The organism is Enterococcus sp. DIV1368d, assembly GCF_050542975.1.
GTDB lineage: Bacteria > Bacillota > Bacilli > Lactobacillales > Enterococcaceae > Enterococcus_D > Enterococcus_D casseliflavus.
In genome coordinates this window covers 960,489-981,111 of sequence record NZ_CP172939.1, presented here as the reverse complement: position 1 = coordinate 981,111, position 20,623 = coordinate 960,489, and the positions used below count along the sequence as shown (strand labels likewise).

Genomic DNA, 20,623 nt, shown 5'->3' with positions numbered 1-20,623 from the left:
TCCCCTCTTTATTTTCGAAGTATGGTTCCTGTATGCTGATCCAGTTCAGCTAACTTTTCGATTGAGGTAATAATCGCGGTTCTGGCTGCATCTTCTTCAACAAAATCAATCGCAGCTTCTATTTTTGGCAACATACTGCCCGCTGCAAAATGGCCTTCCTCGATGTAGCCCTTGGCTTGTGCCACACTGATTTCCCCTAGGGCTTGCTGATTCGGCTGGTTGTAATTGATGTAGATATTGTCGACACCAGTCAAAATGATCAGGCGATCGGCCTGCACATCTTTTGCTAAGACACTAGCGGTAAAGTCTTTGTCGTTGACGGCTTCCACGCCAGTAAACCCATTGTCATTGCGAACGACAGGTACGCCACCACCACCGGCGCAAATCGTGATCACACCAGCATCGACCAATGTTTTGATGGCTTCTTTTTCAACGATTTCTTGCGGTTTCGGGGATGGAACCACTTTCCGGTAACCACGCCCTGCATCTTCTTGATATACCCCACCATTGGCTGCCATCGCAGCATTGGCTTCCTCTTCACTATAAAAAGGTCCGACTGGTTTGGAAGGTTTCTCAAAGGATGGATCTGCTGGATCGACACGAACTTGGGTGACTAATGAGATCACCGATGGATGTGCTTGACGTGTGGCAAACTCATTGATCAAGGCATTTTGCAGCCAATAACCGATACTTCCTTGGGTCATTGCCACGCAGCTGTCTAATTTCAATTGGGGATTTTTTTCACTTTCCCCTGCTTTTTGCTGCAACAGTAAGTTGCCGACTTGTGGTCCATTGCCGTGACAAACAATGACTTTTTCCCCTTTTTCGACAAAATCGGCAATATAACGTGCTGCTTGCGCAACAACTGCTTTTTGTCCTTCATCACTAGGGTCTTTATCTAAAATAGCATTGCCGCCTAACGCGATCACATTCAAACTCATTTTATGCTCTCCTTCTGATTTTCCTTTGCTAATACGGCAAAAACACCTAATCCGATCAGCAGTAATAGACAAGACAGGTAAAACCCGACTTGCATCGATCCTAAAGAATCGGCTAAAAAGCCAGTAACATAAGGTGCTAAGATCGATCCCGACATCCCGATAAAATTATAAGCACTCAAAGTCGTTCCTAAGGCGCCTTTTGGTGCGTTTTTCGTCACAAAGGTCACGACGATTGGATCGAGCGCCAGCTTGCCAGTCAATCCATACAAAATCAAGACAGTGATCAATAAGGTACGATCCGTTACAAAGGCAATGGCAAATACGGAAAGGGTCGCCAATGGGACCAATAAATAGACTAATTTTTTCGTTGCGCCTGTTTTATCATTCAATCGAGCAAAAATCAACGCACCTGGAATTGATGCCCATGGGACTAAGGAAGCAATAAAGCCGACACTCGCCCCTTCAAAGCCACGCTCGGCAATCAAGAATTGCGGCAGCCAAGTAATGATCACAAAGTTTGCATAAATGCTGGTAAAGCATAGAACAAAGGCTGCCACGAGATTGCGGTTTGAAAAAATCTGCTTCAAGGAAATCTTTTCTTTCGGCCCTTCTTCTTTTATTTCTTGTCCTTCATCTTCTGGACGAATCACTTTTTCTTTCAAAACAAAATAGAACAAGACACCGACGATCAAGGTCGGAATCGCCATTAGGAAGAAGGGTTGGCTCCAATGGCCCCCGTTATCCAAGACCAATTTACTAGAAAGCAAGTACCCACCAGACGTTCCAAACGCCATCCCACTGTTGATAATGGCATTTCCGACGGTTCGTTTGTTGTCGGGAATCGCTTCGGTAGACAATGCGTATTGCGGACCGTAATAGGCACCTTGACCAATCCCTGCAATGGCACGAATCACTAAAAACAAAACAAAGCTTGTGGCTAGCCCACTGAAGTACGTAGTCACCGCTAATAAAACAAAGCCTAGAGCGATCACTAATTTACGACCGATTTTGTCGCCGATGATACCAAAAGGAATTTGCGCAACGGCATAAGTCAAAAAGAAAATACTATTGGCAAGTCCTAGTTGTGTGTTACTTAAATTGAATTCTTCACCGATCACACCCATGATTGGATTGAAGATCGTCCGTGTGGCGTACATTAAAATCCAGCCGACAAAGAAAATAGCAACGACTTTTTTCCAGTAAGAATTGCTTACTTTGACCGCATCTTTCTGGTTACTGATTTCCATGATTTCTCCCCTTTTCTATTCTTTCTCCTCAAGTGACAATGACTCCAACGCTAACAACAACCCAAAGCTAAGATCTTTGCCTGACGAATGACCGATGGACATCAGCTGCTGCACATCGTTTTCCAGCACCTGCGGGTTTTTACTTTTTACGTCTTGGAATAATTGCAGCATTACCGAATTGACATACCCTTGACTGGCACTTTGAATATATGCAAGGCTGACATCCGTCGTAGACAGCGGTTTTGCCAATGCTTGCGCTAACGTTTCGGCTTCTGGCTGCTGCAAGGCATAGAGCATCGCTTGATAGGCAACGAGAAGATCATCGCCGCTAGGTGTCAATCCTTTGCCGCGACCAATCAGGTGGTCAATGATTGGTTCCCAATCTGAGACAGACTGCCGCAATGCCGCAAACACTGCTCGGGTTTTCTCATCTTCTGGCAACCCAATCTTGGTTTCTAGTTTTTGTTGAAGCAGTATTTCTTTCAAAAGCTGCAATTCCGCAGAGGTGAAGGATAGCTCCTTCACCTGCAGCGAAACCAATTCTTTCTCCTCTAATGAAAGAGAAAATGTTCCTTTTCTGCTGTAAAAAGTCAGACCATGCTCTCGGACTTGCACGCGATTGCCGACTTCGATCAAAGGCAAGACTTGTTCAAACAATGCATCAGGTAAAAAGACCCCGAAGCCAGTCAAATAGTTGCGATAGTTGTTGATATTGACCAGCTGCTGCCCGATCATCACATTGAATGAACGATCAAACACGCTATGCACCCGACCGGTACGACCGAATCGTTGCAGTGGGTCTAGATAATCACTGATTTTAATTTTCTCAGTCAACATCGATCCCCAGATCCTTCGCATAAGCCGTCAAGGCATTTTCAAAACAGCCTAACGGTGCACGCACCGTGCCTGCGCCGACTTGACCGACACCTGCTTCTTTATGGGCGATCCCAGTATTAATGATTGGGGTGATGCCTGTTTCAACGACTTTGCGGATGTCGATCCCCAAACAAGTCCCTTGGAAGTCCCATGTTGGGATCGAGAAGGTCGGATTATGACCGAAACAGATTTTTGCCATTTCGTTGGAAGTTTCCAGCGCATCCTCAAAGCCCCCAGCGCCGACAAAGCGTGTTACCCCTGGTGCGGCTACCATCGCCATTGCTCCAACGCCGACGGTTTCAGTAATGGCACTGTCCCCAATATCAGGATTGCCATCTGCTTCGGTAAACCCAGTAAAGTACAAACCTTTCGGCGTATTGACTGGTGCAGTATGCCATTGGTCTTCTGTTTGGGCGACACGAACCCCAAAATTGACACCGTTTCTCGTCATGGTGGTCACGATCGTTCCTTTGGCATCGACACGGGCACCGTCAACGATGGCTTTGCCGGTTGCCATCATGATATTCAAGAAGAACTGATCGGTATCTGCTAAGAACTTGATCACTTCATATTTTTGCTTTTCATCGATTTCTGTTTGGATGATCAACGGCGCGATTTCTTTCAAAAAGTTCAATGATGCTGCAATATTTCGTTGATGGAATTCATCCCCCATTGTGATCGACCGGGCAATCAATACATTCAAGTTGATGCCTTCTTCTGTTAATTGTAATGCCTTGGCAATGGTTGGTCCTAAGACGTCTTTGATCCAATCCAAACGATCGATCACTTCTTGTGAATAGGCACCAAATCGTAAGACTTTACCGATCCCTTCGTTCAAAATACAGTAGGCTTTGTTGCCGACAAGGCGGTTCTCAACCACAAAGACAGGCATATTCCCAGAAGTGATTCCCCCCATTGGTCCAACTGCCTGGACATGGTGACATGGCATAAAGCGGACTTCCCCACTTTCGAGTAAACGGCGGGCTTCGTCTTCATCCTTCGCCCAGCGTTCAAACAAGGCAGCGCCGATACAAGACCCTTGCATCGGTCCCGTCATTTCCGACCATTGGATCGGCGGTCCTGCATGCAGCAAGGTTTTCTGGCTTTCGTTTAATTCAGCGATCACTGATTTAGCTGGAACGACATCAATCAAGAATGGTTGGGCATTTTTGATTTTATCCGTCACTGCTTGGTTTTCAGCTGTGATTTTTTCGTCAAATTCTTCTAACGCGTCTAAAATACGGATCATTTTCTTGTTGCCGTTGGCACGAGGACGCCAGTTAAATTGTTCTGTTTTCCCGCCATATTGCAGGATCGATTCATTGAAGCTTTGCAAGCCAACATTGATGATCCGTGGTTTGGTGGTCAACAGCTCCATCACTTTTTCGCTAACTGTCGGCACCTCAACTTTGCTACCAGTATAATCATTGACCGCTTTGTCTGCTTCAGAAAGAGTCGCCCCTTTTAAGGCGAGGGCTAATTGCACTGCTTGAGCATTGCTTGGTGCCACATAGACGCCAGCTGCTTTCAAACGGTTGACTGCTTCTTGATAGTTTTGCGGATCTTTTTCAGTTCCGCAGACGGTAGCAACAAAGTATAGCGCACGATCGGCTGCTTGGGCTGTTTGCTGTGCAGCTTCGATGGCTGGTAACAGTGCACCTACCATATCTGCATGTGCGCCGTAACCTAACACCACATCAAATAAAATGACCCCGGTTTGCTCATCTTGCGCATAGTCTTCGATTTTTTTGATGCGCACTTCAGGATCGATCATTGGGTGCGGTTTGCCTTGGGTATAGATATCATCACCAAGGTCGATCACATCATAGCCGTGGGAATGCAAGATATAGCCTTCTTGTTTTACAAGGCCTTCTAGATTCAAGGCTTCGGAGATCAGCATTCCTGCCTCGGCAGCTAATGTACCGCCAGAATAAAGACCTTTGACCACTTTGTCTTCAGCGAGTTTGGGCACATCTGGGGTTGCCACGCGTTCAAAATAGTTCGCTTTGACGGGTTCTTCATTGGCAAGATCAACAGCGATGCGCGCTGTTTCTTCCAGAGTATGTGCCAAATAGACTTTTCCTTCATGGGCTTCTGGTTTTTCTCCTAAGAAAATCGCTACCACTGGTTTGCTGATACTTTGCAGCAATTGAACGACTTCATCCCGCACTTCTTTTGCAGGTGGTTTCGAGATCACGCAAATCACATCTGTCGGTTCATGATTTTCTAAAGCAACGATGGCATCTTTGACAGTGATCGCCCCAACTTTGTCGCTTAAGTCACGTCCGCCGGTCCCGATGGCATGAACGACACCACCGCCTAATCGGTCAATGATCGTCGTCACTTCTTGAATCCCCGTACCAGAGGCACCAACGACGCCGATGTTTCCTGGTGCCGCGACATTCGTGAAGGCAATCGGAATGCTGGAAATAATACCGGTCCCACAGTCTGGCCCCATCATCAATAAGCCTTTTTCATGAGCCAGCTTTTTCAAACGCACTTCATCTTCGATAGCGACATTGTCCGTAAACGAGAAAACATGCAAGTCATTTTTCAAGGCTTTTTCCATCTCGGCTGCGCCATATTCCCCAGGAATACTAAATAATGCAACATTGGCATCCGGCATTGCGCTCAAGGCTTCTTGCCATGAAGCCGCCGCTGGCGTTTCTTTGCCTTGATCTTTTGCTGAAAGATCAGCTAAAAATGAATCGATCGCTGGCATTACTTGATCCATGATCTGTTCGTTTTGACTATCGACTACGATCATCATATCGTTGGGTGAAGCACCTTCTGCCTCTTTAGAAAGCAAGCCAGTGTTATTTAATATATCTTTGTTTGCATCCGTCCCCATCATGATTTGACTCATTTCGACATCGCCTAGATCATTGATCGTATTCGTCAGCAGCATTAAGTTAATGGAATCTTGGTAGTTATTCTTTAAGATTACTGTGTGCAGCATTTGTTCTCCTCCTTTTCTTATACTCTCATTCTAACGAGACTTGTTTGCGTTTTCATTGGATAAAGTTCTAAAAAAATGCTATACTTTTTATCCAAAAGAGAAAAAAGGAGTGTTTTATGAAATTAAAAGAATTGGTTGAATTGCCGCTTTTTGAAAAAAGTAAAGTCCTGACTGGCTCCATTGGTTTAACAAATTCCGTCGGTTCCGTCATGGTGCTGGAAGCGATGGATATCGAGAAATGGAGCAAAGCCCATCAATTGATTTTGACTTCTTTTTATGCCTTCAAAGACCAATCCCCTGAGGAACTGCGTGTTTTTTTTGAAAAAATGCAGCAAATCGGTGTCAGCGGTTTAGTGATCAAAGTGGATCGCTTGATCCCTATGATCCCAGATTGGGTGATTGAGCTTAGCTTTGCTTATCAGATCCCTTTGATCAAAGTGCAGCAAGAAGTCAGCTATGAAGCCATCATGCTAGCGGTTTACGAACCATTGCTAAATCACCAAACCCAGCTGCTGCGTACCTATTACGAAGTTCGCCAGCGCTTCATGAAAGTTGAGCGCAACCACTCTTCTTTCGATCAGATCATGCAGGAGTTCTATCAATTGATCGAAAAGCCTTGTTCGTTGCGCATCCCCCATTTAGATGTGCATGTGTCCGTCGGTCAATCCTTTAAGAATTTCGTGGTGACCAAACAAGAACCCATGAAAACCATCGAGTTTACCAAGAACCACTACGAATATTTGGAATTATTTTCTCATGAGAACAATCAATATGTGACTGCCATAAAAGTAGAGATCATCAATCCTTACAATGATCTGTGTACCTTGATCGTTTATCAGAAAGATTCGCAGATCCCTGAGGCAAAAGTCATGATCATTGAAAATGTGATCGACGTCATTTATGAACGCCTCCAAATGGAGTATTTGTTGAAAAAAGAACGCTACAATCGTATGAACAATCTTGCCGATGCGATCTTGCAAAACACTCCTAGTAATTTGGCTGAGCTGGATCTTTTGTTAGAAGAAGCGCAACTGGATCGCTACGATTTTTACCAAGGCATCGCCTTTGCTTCCAACAGCTTTAAAGATAAGGAGCGTAAGTCCGTCGTCTTGCACAAGCTGCGGGCGTTGAAAACACCCCACGTCTTTTTCGAACACCACAATTATTTGGTGATCCTTTATAATTTCCAATCGATCGCCCATCAGGTGACGAAACAGATGCTGCAAACACATTTTGATGATGCCCTGCTAGCCGATGAACATGGCTGCTTGGTGGTCAGCGAAGTCTTGCGCAAGGAACAGATCAAAGAGATCTTGCCAGAGTGTTTGGATGCGATCCGCTTCAATCGGCAGTTTTATTTGGCGCCGATCATTGCCTATAGCGACTTAGGTATCTTTAGTTCCTTTATCAAGGAGAACCAACTAGAAAAGCTGCAGCAAAGCATTCCCCCGAAGCTGTATCAACTTTCGGAAGAAAATGAAGAACTGTTCAAAACGCTGTATACCTTTTTTATCACGAATCGCAATTACAAAAATACGGCTGAAACCTTGTTTCTTCATGCCAAAACGATTCGCTACCGGCTAAGCAAAATTGAGCAGCTGCTAGAGATCGATCTGACAAGTCCGATCCAATTAGTCAATTACGAGATCGGCACCTATTTATTAGAGCTTCAAAAAAGGAGTCAAGCAAAATGAAAAAAGAATGGCAATTGACCACCGGTGCTTCCGTGACCCTCTATCCTGCTTCGGAGAAATACGTGATCTACTTTCACGGCGGCGGTTTTGTTTATGGAACCCGCCAAGACATTCCCGCATCACTGATCACACTATTTCAAGCGCAGCAATACAGCGTCCTCACAGTCGATTATTTGCTGGCGCCCAATTCCTCGTTAGCTGAGATTTTGGCGCTGAACTGGCAAAATTTTCAAGAATTGCAAGCAACTGTGCTTAAAGATAACCCGTTTTGTTTCTGCGGACGCTCAGCTGGCGGTTATTTGATGCTGGCGCTGACCCAGCAATTACTGAAGGAACAACAGAGATTGCCTGAAAAACTGGTCAATTTTTATGGGTATACCGATCTTTCTTTTATTGAAAACAAACGAGTCTTGCAGCAGCCGCTCTTAAGCAAAGAGCAAGTCCCTTCTTTGGATCAAACCGAGATCGTTTGGGATGATACGCAGTTTCAGCGCTATTTGCCTTATGTTTATTGGGTTCAACAGCAAGAACTCACCACGATCTATGGTCTAACAGCTGAAGCTCTTTCTGACTATGCCATTGATCCTGAGCTGCTTGCTCAATTTCCTCCAATTTTCAGCAGTGCCAGCAGTACCGATGAGGAAGTTCCTTTTCGTTACAGCAAAGGCTTGAAGAAAGTGCCTAAAAGCAAATTTGTCCCTGTCTATGATTTGCCCCACGACTTTTTGAAAAACGTCGAGGAGCCGCAAGTCCAAATGGTGTTTCAGCAGCTCGCCCGTTGGCTCAAACAATAATTTGATACAAGTAAAGTGAAAATAATGTTTTTTTATTTCGACGAGTGCACAGAAAAACTCTGATTGCCTTCGCTTCCTCCTTATCTCAAAAAACGTGTGGTTTAATGAAACTCTTTTAATAAAAAAAGGCTTGATACAGGCTCAATTCAAGAGAGAATGCTATACTAAAGGGGAGTATGTTATAGGAAAGAAGGATGAGGTTTTATGCATTTTGTCGGGATTTTGTGTTTGATCCTAATCACGACGACCCTCTTCTCGCATCTGGCGAGACGGATGGGCGTTCCTGCTGTTATCGGGCAGTTGTTAGCGGGGGTTTTATTAGGAGGCGCAGGACTCAATTGGGTCCATCCAGATATTCTGGTTCATGATTTTTCAGAGATTGGTGTTATTTTGCTGATGTTTTTAGCGGGACTGGAAAGTGATATTTCTTTATTGAAACGCTATTTTCGTCCTGGGATGCTCGTTGCCCTTTTGGGGATCGTGTTCCCAATGCTCTTCGGGTATGCCACGGGGGTCGGTTTTCAAAGCAGTCCCACAGAAGCGTTCTTTTTCGGGATCGTATTAGCTGCCACCTCAGTCAGTATTTCTGTCGAAGTATTGAAAGAGTTGAATGTGGTGAATACGAAAGAAGGGTCGACGATTCTTGGTGCTTCCGTCGTGGATGATATTTTGGTCGTGTTGGTTTTGAGTCTTAGCCTTTCCTTTTTAGGCGGCGAAAGCAGCCAAGCAACACCACTGCCGGTCACCTTATTGGTAGAATTGATTTATTTTGTGTTGATTTTTCTATTAGTGAAATGGATCGCTCCGTTCTTATTGGCACTTGCAGAAAAGCTATTTGCAAATTCCGCGGTGATCATCATGTCACTGATCATCTGCTTAGGAATGGCGTATCTTGCTGACCTCGTTGGGTTAAGCTCTGTCATTGGTGCCTTCTTCGCAGGGATCGCTGTCAGTCAAACGAAGGTTCGTGAGGAAGTGGAACACAGTGTCGAAGCATTAGGTTACGCCGTCTTCATTCCGGTGTTCTTTGTCAGCGTTGGCTTAGAAGTTGATTTTTCCCGCTTAAATGAGCAATTATTCTTTATTCTTGCCTTTACCGTGGTCGCGATCTTGACCAAACTGGTCGGCGGCTATGTCGGGGCGAAAATCGCGAAATTCTCGAACAACAGTGCTTGGATGGTGGGAGCTGGAATGATTTCCCGAGGTGAAATGGCATTGATCATTTTGCAGATTGGTCAACAAAACCAATTGATTTCGTCCGCATTGTATTCCCCTTTGGTGATCGTTGTCTTGTTGAGTACCTTGATCTCTCCCCTGATCTTAAAATACTTTACGAAAAAGATTTATTAAGCGATGTAGCAACAGCTAGGCGATACCGATGATTGCGAAAAAAACAGCACGGGTTTTGTAGTGACCGCTCAACGGCCGATTGTTGATCGAACGTTGGGCGGTCGCTTCCTTTCCCGCGCTGTTTTTCTTTATACAGTTATAAAAGCGACAATGCTGCTAGTTACTGGAAACCAATGTTAATTTTCCATGATCGATTTGATACACATCATCCGCGACGGCATCGATAAACGCTTGATCGTGAGATGTGAACAAAACCATGCCTCGATAGCTGCGAATCAATTGTTCCAAGACGGTGATTGTCGGCAGATCAATAAAGTTCGTCGGTTCATCAAGAATCAAAACATTGGCAGGTTGAGTAAAGATGCGTGCGAGCTCGACCCGTGTCGCTTCTCCGCCGCTTAGCACATTGACTGGCTTCATCACGTCAATCTGGCTAAATCCCAGATTGTGTAAAATACTGCGGACCAGTGGTTCCTGATAGTCTGTTTGAGCCATCAATTCCGTCAAAAGCGGTGTGGTGCTGTTTTTTCGATAGCCCATTTGCTCGTAGACCGCAAAGACGATTTTCGGTGATACATAGATTCCCTCTCCGCCTGCGATGATTTCTTTTAGTAAAGTCGACTTTCCCGAACCGTTCGGACCCACGATAGCGATTTTCTTCCCGGCAGCAAACTGGAAACTGCTGCTGTCTAGCAAACGTTTCGCCCCTCTTTGAATGGTTACTTGCTCCCCACGAATCGGTCGTTTATTATGCAGCTCCACTGCAGGGACTACTGGAAAACGAATCACCTGCTGCCGGGCGACGCCCTTCACTTCTTCCAACTGATCCAAGCGGCTTTCCATGGCTTTGACTGTTTTTTGCAATGACTTTTGCACCGTGTCTTTTTGTTTTGATGACGACAAACGGTCTGGTCGGATGTTCTGCTGTCGCTTTTTTTCAGAAATACGACTGCTCTTGATCGCTTGTTCTTTTTTCTTTTGGATTGCTTGGGTCAACTGCTGTTTTTGTTGCTGATACTGCGCAGCCTCCCAGGCAATACGCTGTGCCGCTTGCTCTTTTTGCTGTCGGTAACTGTCATAATTACCAGAATACTCGGTGACTTTTCCTTGATCGACTTCCCAGATTTTCGTTGCCAGCTGATTCAATAGATACCGATCATGACTGACCACGATCAGGGTGCCATAATAATACTGCAATTCCTCAATCAAGACTTGAATTCCTTGCTGGTCCAAATGGGTCGTTGGCTCATCGAGCAAAAGTCCTAACTGATAGGAAGATAACGTTTGTGCCAACCGGTATTTGGTCTCCTCCCCGCCGCTTAGTGTCGCCAATTCATTTGTTGGGATCGAAAAACGACCGAACAGCGCCCAGTCAAGGCCCTCCGTCTTTTCAGTCACCTCAGCGATTTGCGGGAAATAGTGAAACGAATTTTCTTTTTGGATCGTTCCTGAATCAGGATCGACCACTCCCGCAATCAACTTCAGCAAGGTAGACTTGCCTTGCCCGTTTGCTCCCACGATCCCGATACGATCCGTTTGATAGGCGCTCAGTTCTTCAATGTTCAGTATTTCTTTGGACCCATAATTTTTGATTAGATTGTTTATTTTTACACTTAATTGTTCCATCAGTCTGTCCTTCCCGTCTAGGAAAACGTAAGCACAAAAAAAGGGCATAGCCTACCGCTATACCCTGATTTTAATAAGAAATTGGAAAAAAGAGGACACTCATCCCTTGAAATCACGATTGCCTAGACTTTTGAAATAGATTTAAATTAGCTATTCAAAAGGTCAATCCACAATTTCATCGATGCTGTCATGTTTTTTCCTCCTCTTTTTGTCGTAGTTGTCTGTTGAATGACGAGCGGAAAATCAGCCGCTACTGTTTACCGTTTACGGTATTTCAGGAAGCTTCTTTCGTCTATCAACGAATCAATCGTAGCACGTTTTCAAAAAAGAGTAAAGTTTCATCACAAGAATGATTGGTCTTATACGCCATCGGTGATTTTTTCTGCTAATTTTACCGAGGCTTTTTCACCATTGAAGACTGCATGATCCAGTTCTCCTTCACCATGAGCAACGATCAACGCCACTATGACGTCAGGGTCAACATTCAAGAGGGTCCGAAACATCCCAGAAAACCAATCGATCCCAGCCAGTAAGGCGATGCTTTCATTAGGCAGTCCTAACATAGGTAAAACCGTAGCCAGTGTGACTAATCCGCCGCCTGGAACGACGATCGTTCCCAAGCATGCCAACGAGGACAACAAGACCACTTGCAAAAGATCCCCCCAGCTCAATTGGATCTGGTACGCCTGAGCAACGGTTACGATTGCCAGGGCTAAAAATAAGGAGAGCCCATTGCTATTTAAGGTCATGCCCAGAGGCATCACGAGCTTATTGATTCGATCACTGATCCCAAATCGCTCTTTGCCATCTTCGATTTGAAACGGCAATGAAACAGCAGAGGAGGTGGTCGTAAAGGAAACCACCGAGAGGCGCCACATGTTCTTTATCAAACGAAACAAGGAAACTTTGCAATAGAGCGACGTCAAGAGAAACCAAAGAAACAAAAAGAGCAAAGATGCTGCTGCTAACGTCAATAAAAAACTGGCTAACATTCCCAACACACGAATACCGGTATCTTCTACTAAGGAAGCAACAAGGCCGAAAATCCCGATCGGCGCCAACTTCATGATCATGCTGACCATTTTTATCAAAATATTATTAAAACTGCTGATCATATCTAGAAACAGCTGATTCTTTTTTTCATGCTTGATCAAGCTCAAGGCAAGGCCAAAGAAGAGTGAAAAAATAATCACTTGGATCATATTCTGCTCCACCATGGCTTGAATAATGTTCAGTGGAACAAAGTTTAAGATGACTTCTTCCATGCTGCTGGTACTTAATGCGGTTTCTGTACTTTGCAGCAGGGACTGATCAAGGCCGGCGCCAGGCTTGAGGATCAAGGCGAACAAGAGACCGAAAATAGCGGCGACGAGGGTCGATCCAGTAAACCAAAGGAAGACTTTCCCGCCGATCCCACCTAATTCTTTTGGATCAAGTCCCCCCACCGCTTCAATCACCGAGCCCATGACCAGCACGACCACAGACATTTGAATCAGTCGCAAGAAGAAGTCCCCGACTAGCTGCATTTGATCACCTAACCCGGGAAAGGAAACGCCCCAAAAAATCCCCAATACCGTTGCAATCATGATTTGGTTGGTCAAACTGATTTTTAAGGATCGTTTTTTCATCTGTTGTGCCTCACTTTTCTACTTGGCTGTTTTCTTAGAGTTTACAGTCAAGAATAAGAATGTACCACCGATCAACAAAATAATTGCGATATAAAAGCCCATTACTTTTGACCCTGTTGCATCCGAGATCGATCCGGTCAATGTTGGTGCGATAACGGAAGACATCATGCCGAAAAAGTTGAAGACCCCTAATGTCGTACCGACCCCAACTTTGGGTGCATTTTCCCCTAGCCAAGAAATGATGATTGGTTCAACCGCTAATTTCCCAAGGAACCCGTACAAGATCAACGCGATCATTAAGAAGGTCGAATTTGTCGCTTGCACCGTTACTAGTAACATCAACGCCGCCAACACTTCTAAAATAACGATAAAAGTTACTTTTTTGTGCATGTATTTGTCTGCCAAGCGGCTAAAGAACAATGCCCCAGGAATGGAAGCAAATGCCACCAATGAAGAAGAGAATCCGATTGCGACTCCTTGGAAGCCTCGTTCTGTTCCTAAGAAGTTTGGTAGCCAAGTAACCGTCATATAGTAGGCATAACACGTCGCAAAATATAACACATACGTAAAGAGCATCCGCAGGGAGAACAAGGTCGAAAGGGAAACTTTTTCTTTCGGCTGATCCGTTGTTTCTTCTTCAGCTGCTGCTTGACTCTCCAAGAAAGCTACGTCTTCTTTGTTGCTGCGGATCACCAATGCGAAAGCGATCGTCATACAAACGATCAAGAAAGCGGATAAATACATCATTGTTTGCCAAGGCATATTCATCTGAATAACGATAAAGCTTGATAAGATCATCCCAAACCCTGAACCAACGGCAGAACCACTATTGACGATCGCTGTTGAGAAGCTCTTCTTTTCTTTCGGGATGTTCTGTGAGGTCAAAGAATACGCGGAACCATAAAATGATCCACAGCCGATCCCTGCTAAAAAGCTACCGGTATAGATCATGGAGATTGAAGAGGCTTGTGAAATCAGTAAAGCTGCCAGTGCAAATACCACAAATCCCGGAAGCAGAACTGTTTTCTTCCCAATCTTATCCACTAAAAAGCCGGCAGGGATCTGCATGATCACATAGCCGAAAAAGTAAAAGCTGGCGATCGATCCTAATGCTGTATCAGAAATATTGCCGCCAAGTGACTCATTGATTTGCGGATAGACCGGTGATAACGCAGCGCGATAAATCCAGATAGTGACCCAGCCTGAACACATTAAGATAATAATTTGTTTCCAGTAGGCAAGCCCACCACGTTCTTTATTGATTTCCATTTTTTTCCCTCCATCAGTTACACAAGTAAAGTTTGTGAAGCACGCCAACGAAAGCGCTTTAAGATAGTTTTAGTGTACGTTTTTTTGCCGACTATTGCATTTGTCATTTTTCACAAAGCGCTCTCAGTCGTTGTGCATTTGTGCTAAAATTTTAAGTCGTTTTTTGGTAGTAATTTAACGCAGCGATGAGCGCTTTGCCGGCAGAAATTGGTGCTTGCTGGTACAATAGTGCCCCTTCTAACGCGGCTAGGACATGTAAAATATTTTCTTTGCGGCTGCTGTAGCCCATATTTCCAATCCGCCAGATTTTTCCTTTTAGATCACCAAATGAACTAGCGATCTCTACACCAAAGGAGTGAAGCATCTCTTCTCGGACAGCTTCGCCATCAACACCTTCTGGAATAAAGATGGGGGTAACTGTCGGCATTTTGGTTGCTTTTTCGCCATAAATCGAAAGCCCCATTGCCTCCAGTCCAGCGACCAACGCCCCTTCATTCGTCAAATGACTTTGATAGGCTGCATCGAGGCCTTCGTTTAGCAACATCCGTAATCCTTCATGAAGCGCATAGATCATACTCGTCGCTTCTGTGTGATGGTTGATTCGCTCTTTGTTCCAGTAGCGTTGCAATTGACTCAAATCCAAGTAATTACTCATAATGTGCCGCTTGTTTCGATCCGTTTTGCTCAAGCCTAATTCTTTTTGGTAACGGGCATTAAGGACGGCTTCGACTCGATCGTTGTAGGTCACTAATGAAAGACCAGACGGCACACTTAAACACTTCTGTGTACCGGCAATTGCCAAATCGACACACCAATCATCGACTGACAGGGCCACGCCACCATAAGTCGCCACCATGTCAACGACAAAGAAAATATCTTTTGCGCGACAATACTGCCCGATTTCTGCTAACGGCTGCATTTGCCCATTGGCAGTTTCCCCGTGGACCATCGCCACGATCTTGGGTTGAAATGCGTCGATTTCTTTGATGACCTCTGCGGGTGCAAAAGGAGCCGTCCATTCTTTTTCTACATATTTGACTTGCGCTTGGGCACGTTCACAGATTTCTCCAAGTAAGAAAGCAAAGCGCCCATAGGCGGGGATCAAGACTTTGTCCCCTGGTTCGATCAAAGCGATCAGCGCCGCTTCTAAACCAGCTCGGGAAGTCCCGTCAATGGCAAATGCCTCTTTGTTTTTGGTTCCAAACGGTTGTTTGATCATTTCTTTTACCTCATCCATGATCGCCAAAAAATTCGGATCAAACTGCCCCAAAATACGATTGGTCATTGCTTGTAGAACAGCTGGATGGGCTTCTACAGGCCCAGGTGTCATGATCGTACGTTGTGCGATCGTTAACTCTTTATACATCTTTTCCCCTCATTTCTCTTTTTGATTTCACTGTCCAACGCCTTGTCAACGTTTCCAAGTTTGTTGTACAATAAAGCTAAAAAAGGACATGTTTTTGTTTGTTTTGTTCAATTCCAAAAGGAGTTTCTCTATGAAGTTAGTTGCTGAATTGCTTGCTATACCACGCTTTTCCAATTTGCGTTTATTGACAGATCCCCTGACTGCGGAAATTCCCGTCGACAGTATCGAAATCACCGAGACCCCCGATATCGCCCACTATATTCCTGAGCATACCTTTATCTTAAGCACGGCGATGGTTTATAAAGATAATCAAGGAGCGCTTCTAGAGCTGATCGATTCTCTCGTAGCCAAAAATGCCGCTGGATTAGGCATCAAGATCGGTCGTTTTTTGGATGTCATCGATCCTGAAGTCATCGCCTACGCCGATAGCTTGGGTTTCCCCATCGTAGAAGTACCTGCCACGATGCCGCTAGGTCGTTTGATGCACCAGCTTTTGAATTTATTGTGGAACACCAAAACCGAGCAGCTGAGTTATGCGTTAGACATTCAAAAACGGTTCTCTGCTTCCTTGATGAAGGATGTCAGCATCGCTCGCTTTATCGCTGATTTTGGCCAAATGGTCAATACACCGATCATTTTGTTGAATCCTTTTAAACAAGTGATTGCCCACTCCAAGCATTTCACCCGCATGTCAAAACCCGCGGAGTACTACATCCATCAATTAGGACAAACGAAAGGGGTTTTTACTGGTGAAAAAAGCGGGGCGATCCCTATCAAAGATCTTCATGAAAAAACGTCACAAATTTCTTATTATGCCATTGAAACCTCCACTTATTTCCCCCATTATTTAGTCATTTTGAATCCTGAGGCGATTCCTTATCCTGTCTCGGATTTTGCGCTGGAACAAGCAGCCTTGGTCTTGTCGTTTATGCTCTACAAGAACCAAAAAGTGCAAGAATCTTTTGAAGATTTAAAAAGTGACTTTTTAACACGGATGATCGAATACCAGCAATCCACCAAGCAAGAACAAAAAGATTGGTTAGATCTCGGAAAGACTTACGGGTTGGTCAAAGCCCGCCATTATCGTGTCATCTATGGTGCCTGTGAACCAACTAAAGAAACCAAAGGCAAAGACAAATACCTAAAAGAAGAAAGTGACTTGGTCTATCAGTGGTTTAGTGAACAACTGCCTTATCGCATCAAAGATGTTTGTCTCTTTCGCTTAAAGGGCAGCAATCACTTTGCGATTTTCGTGCAGCACAAGTGTGATGCCTTAGAAGACCATTTGATCGAGACCGCCAATGCTTTGACCAATCGGTTGCCATTTCGAATGGCCTTTGGTGTAGGGAGTGTCTGTGAAAGTATCAATGATTTAGCCAGTTCCTATATCGAAGCAAAGACTGCGTATGAAGAACGAAGAGGCCAACATGATTCTTCCATCGTCTCTTTCTACCATCAACGGGGAATGCGGAGTCTATTTGAAAAAATGAGTCCTGAAGATATCCATTATTTCTGCCGTACGATTCTTAAAGAATTGGCGTTTCCGCAAGAAGATGCCACCATCGAATTGCGTAAAACCTTACGGGCTTACTTGGATTATCAATGTGAGATCACCCGCACCGCCAAAGCCTTGTTCGTTCATCGCAACACGATCAAATACCGCATCGAACAGTGTCAAAAGCTACTAGGAAAAAACGTACATGATCCTAGCATCAGCCTGGATCTGCGTTTAGCCCTTGAGCTGTCGGAAGAAGGCGACTAATAGGCGAATCAAGCAGCTGGATCGCTGGTTTTACCCAGCGATCCTTGTGCCTGCTTCACCTAACAATGCTAAGTCCGCTTCTTCCAATGAGCAGATGATTGCTGTCTTTCCTTGTTTGGCAAACGCAATCGCCGCTTCCATTTTCGGCCCCATACTACCTTCTGCAAAATGCCCCGCATCAAAATATGCTTGCGCTTCACTTACGGATAAGCCCGTTAATTTTTCTTGTTTCGGTGTTCCATAATTGATATAAACGTTGTTGACGTCGGTCAGCATCATAAATACATCGGCATCCACTTGTTCTGCCAGTTTTTTCCCAGTTCGATCTTTATCGATGACTGCTTCGATCCCTTTCAAGCCTTCCGCTTGTTTTACGACTGGAATCCCACCGCCGCCACCAGCGATCACGATGGTATTTTGATTCAATAAATGAACCATTGATTCCACGCCGTGGATCGTCACAGGTTGTGGAGATGGCACGACGCGACGATACCCACGTCCAGCATCTTCTTCCATCACCCAATGTTTTTCCTCAGCCATCTTTTTTGCTTCTTCTTCTGAGTAGAACAAGCCGATCGGCTTCGTTGGCTTTTCAAACGCGGGATCATCCGCTGCCACTTCCACTTGGGTCAATAAGGTCACGACATTGCTGGTCAGTTCTTCTTGCTCGATTTTATTTTTGATGCTTTGCTCCATTAAATAACCGATAAAGCCTTGTGACTCTGCATTGCAGACATCTAGTGGAAAAGGCGGCACGACTTCTTTGGCTTCTTCATTTTGTCGTAAAATATTGCCGACTTGCGGACCATTGCCGTGCGTCACGACGATTTGATGGTCAAGCTTCTCGATTTTAGCGATCTGTTCCGCACTTAACTGGATATTTGCAAGCTGTGTTTCTACGGTCGCTGGTTGATTCGGTTTTAAAATTGCATTGCCCCCTAGAGCGATGACCACTCGTTTTGCCATATGAATTCCTCATTTCTATTGTTTTGAAATTGATCGATACTGCGAGCAAACCCTGCCAAAAAGTCGGCCCCCGAGGTATGACCGATCGCTAGTATCTCTTTGATTACTTGGGAAAAAGCCACTGAATCAGTACACTTGGTCAAGGATAATGTCGATTGATTGAATGCGCCTGTCAGTGCATGCAGAAGATAGTGTTTACTGACGTCAGTCGTTAAATCATTGACTGTCAACAGCCTTCTTTGTAGATAAGCCAACAAGCGGGTATCTTCTTGCCCCATCACTCGGCGAGCCAGTAAATGACCAACTAGCATATCATCGCCTGTGGGGGTCAATCCGACACCCCGTCCGACTAAATAAGCGACTGCTTGCCGTTGTTCCTTAAATGAAGGCGTGCATAGCTGATCGATTGCGTCGTAAAACGGATGATTGCTGCTGATGGTTTCTGAAACAGCTTCTTGAATCCCCGTCTTTTCCGTGACGTTTTGAAGGGTTGACCAAAACAGTTCTCGATCAAATGGGACTGTGCCAGCTGGAAAGGTGGTTGTAAATTTGGCTGCCTTTTGAAAAGACAGACGATGATGCGGAAAATGGATCACCCGTTGCTGAACCAAAAGAGTGGTACCAGCAACTAACCCTGTCGCCAACGTTGCATAATCGTCGGCAGCTAAAATCATCCCTTTGGGCACGCGAGCCGCTTGTTTGGAGACACAGATCAGCTGATCCTGACGAGGATCTTGCAGATTGAAACTATGCTGAAACACACTGTGAACGATCCAGTTGCCATTGATAAATGCGGGTTCAAATAAAGCTTGGTCGATCCATTTTGCCTGTATCATCGCTAGGTTGCTCCTTTTCACGTTTTCAGACCCTGAGTTATTCTTCAAATCCTAATTTTTTTGCATAAGCCAAGACAGCTTTTTCAAAGCAATCCATTGGTGGTGTCACTGTCCCGGCCCCAATTTGTCCCCGTCCAGCTTGTTTGTTGGCGATCCCTGTATTGATCACCGGTAAGATCCCTGTTTCCACGACTTTCCGAGCATCGATCCCTAAACAGATCCCTTTGAAGTCCCATGTAGGAACGGGAAAATTCGGATTGGTATCAATGGAGATCTCTAACATCTCATTGCTGGTTTTCAACGCATCGTGAAATCCGCCGGAACCAACGAAGCGTGTCACAGCTGGGGCAGCAATCATTGCCATTCCCCCAACACCAAAGGTTTCCGTAATGGCACTGTCGCCCATATCTGGAGAGGCATCTTCTTCACTGAATCCTGAGAAATACAGCCCTTTTGGTGTATTGACAGGACCAGTAAACCACTCATCTCCCATGCCAGAAATACGGATACCGAATTCATGCCCGTTGCGACACATTGCGGTCACAACCGTGCCTTCTTCAATCGTCCGGGCGCCATCAAGCACCGCTTTTGAAGAAGCCATCATGATATTCAAGAAGAACTGATCCGTGTCTGCTAGAAACTGAATGACTTCTGGTTTTTCTTTTTCAAATCCTTCCAGAGTAACGATCGCTGGTGCTACTTCTTTTAAGAACGCCAACGAAGCAGCGATATTCCGTTGATGGAACTCATCCCCCATAGCGATTGCTTTTGCGACTAAGACATTGATGTTCAAGCCATCGGGTTTTGTTTGTAGTGCAGCACTTAAAACTGGCGCTAACGTATTTTTCATCCAATGCAAGCGATCAATGACTTCTTGAGAATAGGCGCCAAAACGTAAAACTGCCCCGATCCCTTCGTTCATCGTACAATACGCTCGGTTGCCGTCGGTTTTGTTTTCCACCACGAGCACTGGCATATTGGCAGAGGTGATGCCCCCCATTGGACCAACCGCTTGCACGTGGTGACAAGGAATCAGTTGAACTTCCCCAGATGCTAATAAATGACGTACCTCTTCTTCCGTTTCGCCCCAGCCTTCAAAAAGCCCCGCGCCAACACAAGCACCTTGAATCGGATCGATCATCTGGTCGTAGCGGATCGGTGGTCCTGCATGCAATAGGACTTTTCCTTCACCTAATTCTGGAATGACACTGACTGCTGGAACGACATCCAGCAAAAAAGGCGAACCGGCAACGATTTTGGCAATAACGGCTTGGTTTGCTTCTTCAATAGTTTCGTACACGATAACTTC

General features: G+C 45.1%; 15 protein-coding genes. 4 read left to right on the top strand and 11 right to left on the bottom strand.

Annotation, left to right across the window (positions count from 1 at the left end):
• Positions 1-8: 8 nt before the first annotated feature.
• From arcC (IGJ44_RS04595) to fdrA, 4 genes are read right to left on the bottom strand one after another with little or no spacing between them, the layout of a single operon-like run.
• Positions 9-941, bottom strand: coding sequence for a carbamate kinase (arcC, locus tag IGJ44_RS04595; protein WP_008379201.1), 933 nt, complete (start codon positions 939-941; stop codon positions 9-11).
• On the bottom strand, positions 938-2,188 hold the full coding sequence (locus IGJ44_RS04590; RefSeq protein ID WP_005225376.1) for an MFS transporter: 1,251 nt from the start codon (positions 2,186-2,188) through the stop codon (positions 938-940). The genes arcC (IGJ44_RS04595) and IGJ44_RS04590 overlap by 4 nt, the downstream gene beginning before the upstream one ends.
• Before the next feature lie 15 nt (positions 2,189-2,203).
• Positions 2,204-3,025 carry a DUF2877 domain-containing protein gene (locus tag IGJ44_RS04585; protein ID WP_167826870.1) on the bottom strand — a complete coding sequence of 274 codons (822 nt, stop codon included), beginning with the start codon at positions 3,023-3,025 and terminating at the stop codon, positions 2,204-2,206.
• A complete protein-coding gene (gene fdrA / locus IGJ44_RS04580) occupies positions 3,015-6,023 on the bottom strand; it encodes a DUF1116 domain-containing protein (RefSeq protein ID WP_167826871.1) in 3,009 nt (1,002 codons plus the stop codon). Before fdrA ends, IGJ44_RS04585 begins: the two co-directional genes overlap by 11 nt.
• 116 nt (positions 6,024-6,139) lie before the next feature.
• Here fdrA and IGJ44_RS04575 point away from each other — a divergent pair, with 116 nt between their 5' ends.
• From IGJ44_RS04575 to IGJ44_RS04565, 3 genes are all read left to right on the top strand, one after another.
• On the top strand, positions 6,140-7,717 hold the full coding sequence (locus tag IGJ44_RS04575) for a PucR family transcriptional regulator (RefSeq protein WP_005225373.1): 1,578 nt from the start codon (positions 6,140-6,142) through the stop codon (positions 7,715-7,717).
• Positions 7,714-8,511 (top strand): alpha/beta hydrolase, encoded by a 798-nt coding sequence (locus IGJ44_RS04570; protein ID WP_167826872.1) that lies wholly within the window; start codon positions 7,714-7,716, stop codon positions 8,509-8,511. Before IGJ44_RS04575 ends, IGJ44_RS04570 begins: the two co-directional genes overlap by 4 nt.
• Positions 8,512-8,715: 204 nt before the next feature.
• A complete protein-coding gene (locus IGJ44_RS04565; RefSeq protein WP_060791741.1) occupies positions 8,716-9,861 on the top strand; it encodes a cation:proton antiporter in 1,146 nt (381 codons plus the stop codon).
• Positions 9,862-10,017: 156 nt separating this feature from the next.
• Here IGJ44_RS04565 and abc-f read toward each other — a convergent pair whose 3' ends face one another.
• From abc-f to IGJ44_RS04545, 4 genes are all read right to left on the bottom strand, one after another.
• Positions 10,018-11,487, bottom strand: coding sequence for a ribosomal protection-like ABC-F family protein (abc-f, locus tag IGJ44_RS04560; RefSeq protein ID WP_167826873.1), 1,470 nt, complete (start codon positions 11,485-11,487; stop codon positions 10,018-10,020).
• A gap of 359 nt (positions 11,488-11,846) precedes the next feature.
• Complete coding sequence (locus IGJ44_RS04555) at positions 11,847-13,115, bottom strand: dicarboxylate/amino acid:cation symporter (protein ID WP_167826874.1); 1,269 nt, start codon at positions 13,113-13,115, stop codon at positions 11,847-11,849.
• Positions 13,116-13,133: 18 nt separating this feature from the next.
• Entirely contained in the window at positions 13,134-14,384 is a 1,251-nt protein-coding gene (locus IGJ44_RS04550; RefSeq protein ID WP_005225368.1) for an MFS transporter, read from the bottom strand.
• Between the two features lie 151 nt (positions 14,385-14,535).
• Positions 14,536-15,750, bottom strand: coding sequence for a pyridoxal-phosphate-dependent aminotransferase family protein (locus tag IGJ44_RS04545; protein ID WP_430606196.1), 1,215 nt, complete (start codon positions 15,748-15,750; stop codon positions 14,536-14,538).
• Between the two features lie 130 nt (positions 15,751-15,880).
• Here IGJ44_RS04545 and IGJ44_RS04540 point away from each other — a divergent pair, with 130 nt between their 5' ends.
• On the top strand, positions 15,881-17,512 hold the full coding sequence (locus IGJ44_RS04540; RefSeq protein ID WP_060791737.1) for a PucR family transcriptional regulator: 1,632 nt from the start codon (positions 15,881-15,883) through the stop codon (positions 17,510-17,512).
• A gap of 30 nt (positions 17,513-17,542) precedes the next feature.
• Here IGJ44_RS04540 and arcC (IGJ44_RS04535) read toward each other — a convergent pair whose 3' ends face one another.
• The 3 genes from arcC (IGJ44_RS04535) to IGJ44_RS04525 are packed head-to-tail and all read right to left on the bottom strand — an operon-like array spanning position 17,543 to position 20,614.
• A complete protein-coding gene (gene arcC / locus IGJ44_RS04535; RefSeq protein ID WP_005225365.1) occupies positions 17,543-18,478 on the bottom strand; it encodes a carbamate kinase in 936 nt (311 codons plus the stop codon).
• Entirely contained in the window at positions 18,451-19,314 is an 864-nt protein-coding gene (locus IGJ44_RS04530) for a DUF2877 domain-containing protein (protein WP_167826875.1), read from the bottom strand. Before IGJ44_RS04530 ends, arcC (IGJ44_RS04535) begins: the two co-directional genes overlap by 28 nt.
• 37 nt (positions 19,315-19,351) lie before the next feature.
• Positions 19,352-20,614, bottom strand: coding sequence for a DUF1116 domain-containing protein (locus IGJ44_RS04525; protein ID WP_005234461.1), 1,263 nt, complete (start codon positions 20,612-20,614; stop codon positions 19,352-19,354).
• Positions 20,615-20,623 lie beyond the last annotated feature (9 nt).

What these genes read in the sequence shown, in the direction of transcription:
- IGJ44_RS04575 (WP_005225373.1), top strand. Translation starts at nt 6,140, where the DNA reads ATGAAATTAAAAGAATTGGTTGAATTGCCGCTTTTTGAAAAAAGTAAA.
- IGJ44_RS04555 (WP_167826874.1), bottom strand. Translation starts at nt 13,115, where the DNA reads ATGAAAAAACGATCCTTAAAAATCAGTTTGACCAACCAAATCATGATT.
- IGJ44_RS04545 (WP_430606196.1), bottom strand. Translation starts at nt 15,750, where the DNA reads ATGTATAAAGAGTTAACGATCGCACAACGTACGATCATGACACCTGGG.
- IGJ44_RS04550 (WP_005225368.1), bottom strand. Translation starts at nt 14,384, where the DNA reads ATGGAAATCAATAAAGAACGTGGTGGGCTTGCCTACTGGAAACAAATT.
- arcC (WP_008379201.1), bottom strand. Translation starts at nt 941, where the DNA reads ATGAGTTTGAATGTGATCGCGTTAGGCGGCAATGCTATTTTAGATAAA.
- abc-f (WP_167826873.1), bottom strand. Translation starts at nt 11,487, where the DNA reads ATGGAACAATTAAGTGTAAAAATAAACAATCTAATCAAAAATTATGGG.
- fdrA (WP_167826871.1), bottom strand. Translation starts at nt 6,023, where the DNA reads ATGCTGCACACAGTAATCTTAAAGAATAACTACCAAGATTCCATTAAC.
- IGJ44_RS04585 (WP_167826870.1), bottom strand. Translation starts at nt 3,025, where the DNA reads ATGTTGACTGAGAAAATTAAAATCAGTGATTATCTAGACCCACTGCAA.
- IGJ44_RS04565 (WP_060791741.1), top strand. Translation starts at nt 8,716, where the DNA reads ATGCATTTTGTCGGGATTTTGTGTTTGATCCTAATCACGACGACCCTC.
- IGJ44_RS04530 (WP_167826875.1), bottom strand. Translation starts at nt 19,314, where the DNA reads ATGATACAGGCAAAATGGATCGACCAAGCTTTATTTGAACCCGCATTT.
- IGJ44_RS04540 (WP_060791737.1), top strand. Translation starts at nt 15,881, where the DNA reads ATGAAGTTAGTTGCTGAATTGCTTGCTATACCACGCTTTTCCAATTTG.
- arcC (WP_005225365.1), bottom strand. Translation starts at nt 18,478, where the DNA reads ATGGCAAAACGAGTGGTCATCGCTCTAGGGGGCAATGCAATTTTAAAA.
- IGJ44_RS04590 (WP_005225376.1), bottom strand. Translation starts at nt 2,188, where the DNA reads ATGGAAATCAGTAACCAGAAAGATGCGGTCAAAGTAAGCAATTCTTAC.
- IGJ44_RS04570 (WP_167826872.1), top strand. Translation starts at nt 7,714, where the DNA reads ATGAAAAAAGAATGGCAATTGACCACCGGTGCTTCCGTGACCCTCTAT.